Here is a 6,160-nt window from a genome sequence, read left to right on the forward strand (position 1 = left end):
TCGACCATATTATCACCTCCACACTGTTTGATATACTCAGTATTTACAAATGAGAGGCATATGAAACTAGTAAAATTTAAAAAGCTTCCGTGAGGAAGCTGAGTAGTTACTTTCTTTCTTCATAAAACCTTCAAATCGATTTTGTAATAAATCTACTATCTTTAACAAATTAGGAGAAAGCATCCAATCTATTACCCCTGTATAAAATCGAAGACCATATTCACGTAATCTATTTGATACTAAACAAGCATTCCCTAAACTAAAAATTGTGTCATAATTACCTTGAATACCTACTAATTTCATAAAATACCCCTCCATTTTTTATTTTATAGTTTAGTTATAATATGCAAAAAAAATAAAAAGTAACGTATCATATTTTTATAACAATACTTAAAATAATTAAATCCAATCCGCTTATTTAATACTCAAAAAAATCCGTTTTCTTATGGAATGATCCAGTTCTAGTACAAAAACTTCAGTCCATTTGCAAATAATCTTTCAAACTTAGACATACTGATACTATTATTCTTAAAAAATTTGTGTGATTAGTATGAAAAAAGAAACTTCATTTACCTTATTGGAATCGGTTTTTAGTATGATGGTCTTTGAGATCGTGCACAAGAAATGGTTCTAAAAACCATTATTTTCTCATATATGTATGTAAGGGAAATAGAATGTTCTATTGAAAATAGAGTGTATTTACATATAACCGTCAAGAAATGGTTCTATCTTTTCATTATATTGGATATACTGTACATGACATTGAGAGAATCACCACGTGAGAGCACCTTCAACTGGGGAAGGTGCTTATATTTTGTACATATTTTAAAAAATCTTTACATATAGTAAACTGCTCCTGTTATGTGATACACAATCCGTTCTATACAAAAAAACAATCCCTTGCACTTTTCCTACGACTGTTAGCTATCATTTGGTTATTACATAAAAACTATCTTATACACATAGGCTTCATTTGCAGTTACATAATATGTTTTATCTTTGCTATTGTGCACTTTGTATTGAGGTGAACCATTTACACTTACTTTCGCATCAATAGTGAAGCCAAATCCTGCATCTACAGAGCCAGTAATATTTTTATCTTACCAAGATGGCGAATGATAGAATCTATAGATTATTAACTTTAGAGATTACACGGTTCCCTACAATAGAGGAATCTCCTGTGCTTTTCTTTTCAAACTTCACATCTTATGACCAGGTGATTTATGTATTCGTGATTTAGGGTATTTTTCATTAGAAGACTTAGATCAAATGGACCAACGTGGTACGTATTATATTTCGCGGTTAAAGTTAAATACAAATGTATATATCAAAAATCCTAATCCGGCATTTTTTCGTAATGGTACAATCAAAAAACATACAGAATATGTAAAAGTCAATTTGTAAATGATGATGGAGCGCTTATTACCTGGTGAAACCTATGAAGTAGGAAATGTTTATGTGGGAGATCAAAAAGTTTTGTTTTCACGACTCGTTCTGTATCGTCTAACAGAAAAGCAATTACAAGAACGACGGAAAAAACAAGTGGAGAGTGAAAAGAAAAAAGGAAAATCGTATTCGAAAAAAAGCAAAATATTATCTGGGCTGAATGTATATGTAACAAACACTCCGTGGGAGTGGGTTTCGATGAAGCAAGTCCATGAGTTATACTCGTTACGCTAGCAGATAGAAATTGTTTTTAAAACGTGGAAATCATTGTTTCATATAGATCATTGTCGTACCGTCAAACAAGAACGAGTAGAGTGCCATTTATACGGGAAACTGATTGCTATTTTCTTATGTTCTTCTACCATGTTTAAAATGCGCCGACTTTTATTACAGAAGAAGAAAAAAGAATTAAGTGAATATAAAGCGATTGGAATGATCCAAGATCATCTATTGTTGTTATATCAAGCCATACAGAAAAACACCCAAGAGATAACAAAACTTCTAATTCGTCTGTTCCACCTTCTACAACAAAACGGACGGAAATCTCATAGATATGAGAAAAAGACTGTCTTTGATATCATGGGTGTTCATTATGAGTATAGTATAGCTAGGGAACAAAAGAAAGCTGTATAATTTTAAAAATAAAACTCGTTAGAGTTTCTTTAGTATGTGTATTTTTAAGAATAGCCAATATGTTGAACAGTTTGTAGCTGATTTGAGGGGAAACTCATTTTATTTTTGCTCTTAAGTTGATGGGCATGTGTGGTGACCCCTATTTGGATTAACAGCATAAAAAAAGACACCAAATGGTGACTGAGTAGTTATTTTTTTCATCTTAGTCTTGATTTGTTTTTATTCATTTGCCAAAGTTAGATAATAAAGTGGCTGAGTCATGGCAAATATATAAGTATCACTTAACTCTTTTTTATTGGCATTTAATTCATTCATTTCTAAAATACCTTCTAGTTTAAAATATAATTTTTCTGGTATAGCATGACTTTGAATGTTAGCAGCCTCACACCGAATTTCCACTCTGTTTGCTTTTAATTCTTCAAAGGAAAATTTTACAAGTCTACGTACGCCCTCAGTCATATATCCTTTTTTACTAAATTTAGAATGAATCCAGTATCCAACTTCAAATTTAAGTATTTCCCAATTAATTTCATGAAAAATTGCAAAACCAATAAATTCCCCAGTTATTTTTGAAAACATTAAGTATGGTAATGTTGAACGTTGTAGAAATTGGATATTGTAATTTATAATGAGCATTTCGAGAGTTTCTCTTGTAGGTAGTTGTTGTAGAGATTTTATCCATGGTTTTAATTCAGCTATAGAATAACAAATAGCTTCATGCACAACCATTGCATCTTCAGGTTTTGGAACCCGTATAATTAATCTATTTGTAGAAAACTCGGTAGGTATCTTTAATGTCAATTTGTTCATAATAATTCTCCCCTAATATTGACAAATTCAAAACAGAAGCTTTGCATCAAGCTTCTGTTTTGAATTCTATCGTGAATTATCAAAAAAATGTTGGTGGTACTTCATCTGGTAATGGAAATTCCGGAATCATAGAAATCTGTTTCATGGGTAAATTCTCCTTCAGTATCATAATTTTATTTGTAGAAAATCACCAAGTTATGGGTGGTATTTCTTCTAATATTGGAAATTCTAGAATCATAAAAATACCTCCTATATATGATGATTAAAAAATTTATGAGAAATATTCATAAATTTAGCAGGTGATTTTCTGCATATAATTAACTATAAATCATATATTTGAAATTACCACTAAAAAAATGTCATATGGTAAAGGTCAAGAGGTTCTGAACTAGCGGATAGTTTAGATTTAGAATTTAAGCAATATCTTTTGTTTGCTTGTAAAACCAATATCCGAATGTTTTACGCATGGTATGGGTACCTAAAGATTCGACTCTGGCAAAATCCCCAGCTTTTTGTAACTGTCTATAGGCTTGAATTTTACTAATAGGGGTCACCGAATATTGTACATTTAGACACATTTCAGACACAAATTAACCGGTACCTTGTATGTTAAGGGACCGGTTAATAATGTTGTAAATCTTTTACTAAACTTATGTATACTGACTTAATCTATTTACATTGGCATACCTGGTAAAAGATTAGCTATTAATACCATAATTGCCGCTAAGAATACCGCTTTAATAATAAATAGAACAATAATGGGAATGGATGCTTTCACCTTACTTAATCCAGCTGTAATGTATAATCCGAGCCAAATTAAAACTAAATTCCATACATAGAACATTTCAATTGTATTACCAATTCCGTATGCAAATGTACCTTCCGTAAATAATAACCCTAAACCCGTGTATTGGGTCATTGTCATTCCAGTACCAAAGATTAGACTTAAAATTGTATTAATAAGTCCGCCAATAATAAGGACAATATTTGTATAAACTACAATATTCAATAAGGTTTTATAAGGGGTATCATTCCCAAAGAACATCATAAACATTTTATAAATAGCTGCTATGAATAATGCTCCAATCATCGCACCAGCAAAGTCTGATCTAATTCCAGAAATTACCTCGGACGTCAGTGAACTTTGTCCAGCCAGGTTACTTAATTCTTTTTTCATTTTAAGCATCTCAGGTGAGGTGTGTCTAACATACGAACTTAAACCACCTAGTAGCCCTTGTAACAGTGCCACAAAGAAGAACATTCCCGAAATTTTCCTGCAACTGATATAGAATATGTTGTATTAATCCCCCTTTTTGGGGGAGCAATGAAATATCACATGTCGTACTAATCATTCTTCAGAGGAGAAGTACATTAACTGAGTGGAGGAAGGACAAACGTATGTGGCTATCCAATCAACAGATAATGAGCATTCCTTGGGGAGCTTTATACGAAAACAATATTGTCTGTCCTTCTTCCATTCTTATTATGTGTTAGTCATTGGTTTTATATACCAATTATGATGAATATAATAAAAAAGAGACGAATGAAATCTCCTCTCCAACACACATGCATTTATATATATAGAATGGCACTGGGAACGGGATATATACTATATTCTACATTTGGTTTCATATACTTTTTTGTTTTGATTTTTTCTTTTATTATGTAAAAAAAGAGTACTGGTGACAGGGGCAGTACTCGTTTTTTTGAAACTTACATTAACCATTATTGTTATGTGTGAGTCATGAACAAATAATAGTTCGAAAAGTAAGGGTTCAAGATATTATATGTAAATTCGTTAAGAATGGAACCAAAGCAATAAGTTAAGAAAGGTGCAAATGCAATGTAGTCAAAGCGGAAGTTGCTTCATTACGTGGAGCTATGACAAGTGTGAAATAACACGATAAACAACTTGCTAAGTTAAAAATCAGTTTCATTAAATACCATATTAACGAGGGGACTATCTTAATGATAGACTATAGCATATACAATCCACGATAAAATGAGGAGTATGAAAAGAAAAACCAAATAATGAGAATATTTCATGGCAGCGTCCTTTTTCGTAACAGTATGGGCCAATATATAAATATGATAGATTAGTTTAGATGTAAGGAATTCTGTACATTCATTCTTCAACCTTCTATAAGAAATATTGGAGGGAATCATATACTAAAAACGAATAACATTAGTTTGTTATTCGTTTTTAGTATATGATTTTTTGGTTTTTTAAACCAAAAAGATCAATCATGATAATATTTATCTTAGCTGAGCATAGGGTATAATGCACGGTAGATTAATCTCCTTTCTTATATAGTTCATCTTTAGGGCATCTTCGCGCGGGTGCTCTTTTATTTATGGTTAAGAACATCGAAGAATGGTAAGAAGATCATTCAAATATGGAAGGGACAGATAGATACAAGATAAAAATCATAAAATAAGTCGTGAAATCATTACTTTTGCGATTGATAAGGAAGGTCACACTTTGGGTATTCAACTTCGCCAAAAGCGAGGCCTATATGTTTATGAAAAGGTTAGTGAAAGCTTTTGGAGAACTAGCGGACCTCACAACAGAAAATGTTCCGTATGTACAGTTAAGTATTTCAATAATATCATCGGACAGGACCATAGACATATTAAGCGACATTTTGTTAAATCCGCAGAATCTTGTAAAGGTGGGTATGATTTCTCAAACTTTGCAACAGAATCTTTTTTTCTAAATCCTTATGATTTCAAACTCTTTTTCATGCTTCATGTGCCTTGAAAGGCCTTGAAGTGATTCATGCTTTATATAAATAAAAACGACGTTTGCAATAATCTAACTCCATTTTTTCGAACTTTGGAATTTAAACAAGTAAATCATTTGTACATTTGGAAAGTGCACTATATCATGTTGAAATCGATACCTCCTAAATATTAAACTTGTAAACGTAAGATAAGATAGTAGGATGAAAATGGAGGTTTGTATGGAATGAAAAATAGAGTCATCAAAGGATTCTTAGTAATATCATTTTTGACTGGAGGGGCACTTCCAATATGCACTTTTGCAACCCCTGTTGCTTTAGCAGAAACACAACAAGAAAATTTAGATATTTCGCTATCGTTAAGTAAGTTAGGGAGACAAGCTCAATTCATACAATTGCGTGTGGATGATACTCTTAAACGGCCAAATATACAAATAACAGAACTACCCGCATTACAAACAGATCAATTATTAATTAAACAAGATATGCAGGAATGGTCATCAGAATTGTATCCACATTTGATTTTACTA

General features: G+C 31.8%; 2 protein-coding genes and 6 pseudogenes. 3 read left to right on the plus strand and 5 right to left on the minus strand.

The window, feature by feature from the left end:
- Window positions 1-66: 66 nt before the first annotated feature.
- Both JDS99_RS29505 and JDS99_RS29510 read right to left on the minus strand, forming a co-directional pair.
- On the minus strand, window positions 67-303 hold the full coding sequence (locus JDS99_RS29505) for a DUF1796 family putative cysteine peptidase (protein ID WP_242475800.1): 237 nt from the start codon (window positions 301-303) through the stop codon (window positions 67-69).
- A 635-nt stretch (window positions 304-938) separates the two neighbouring features.
- Window positions 939-1,203 (minus strand): annotated as a pseudogene (locus tag JDS99_RS29510) (N-acetylmuramoyl-L-alanine amidase); the annotation flags it as partial.
- Window positions 1,204-1,212: 9 nt separating this feature from the next.
- Between JDS99_RS29510 and JDS99_RS29515 the strand changes: the two are divergent.
- Window positions 1,213-2,079, plus strand: a pseudogene (locus tag JDS99_RS29515) (IS4 family transposase); the annotation flags it as partial.
- Between the two features lie 219 nt (window positions 2,080-2,298).
- Here the strand turns inward: JDS99_RS29515 and JDS99_RS29520 are convergent.
- From JDS99_RS29520 to yknW, 3 genes and pseudogenes are all read right to left on the minus strand, one after another.
- A complete protein-coding gene (locus JDS99_RS29520; protein WP_199696318.1) occupies window positions 2,299-2,889 on the minus strand; it encodes a GNAT family N-acetyltransferase in 591 nt (196 codons plus the stop codon).
- Window positions 2,890-3,305: 416 nt separating this feature from the next.
- Window positions 3,306-3,437: pseudogene (locus JDS99_RS32180) on the minus strand (hypothetical protein); the annotation flags it as partial.
- A gap of 125 nt (window positions 3,438-3,562) precedes the next feature.
- Window positions 3,563-4,162 (minus strand): annotated as a pseudogene (gene yknW / locus JDS99_RS29525) (YknW family membrane protein); the annotation flags it as partial.
- Between the two features lie 1,185 nt (window positions 4,163-5,347).
- Between yknW and JDS99_RS32635 the strand changes: the two are divergent.
- Together JDS99_RS32635 and JDS99_RS29530 are read left to right on the plus strand one after the other, a co-directional pair.
- A pseudogene (locus JDS99_RS32635) lies at window positions 5,348-5,682 on the plus strand (hypothetical protein); the annotation flags it as partial.
- Window positions 5,683-5,857: 175 nt separating this feature from the next.
- Window positions 5,858-6,160, plus strand: a pseudogene (locus tag JDS99_RS29530) (HBL/NHE enterotoxin family protein); the annotation flags it as partial.

This window comes from Bacillus cereus group sp. N6 (assembly GCF_016483705.1).
GTDB classification, from domain to species: domain Bacteria; phylum Bacillota; class Bacilli; order Bacillales; family Bacillaceae_G; genus Bacillus_A; species Bacillus_A wiedmannii.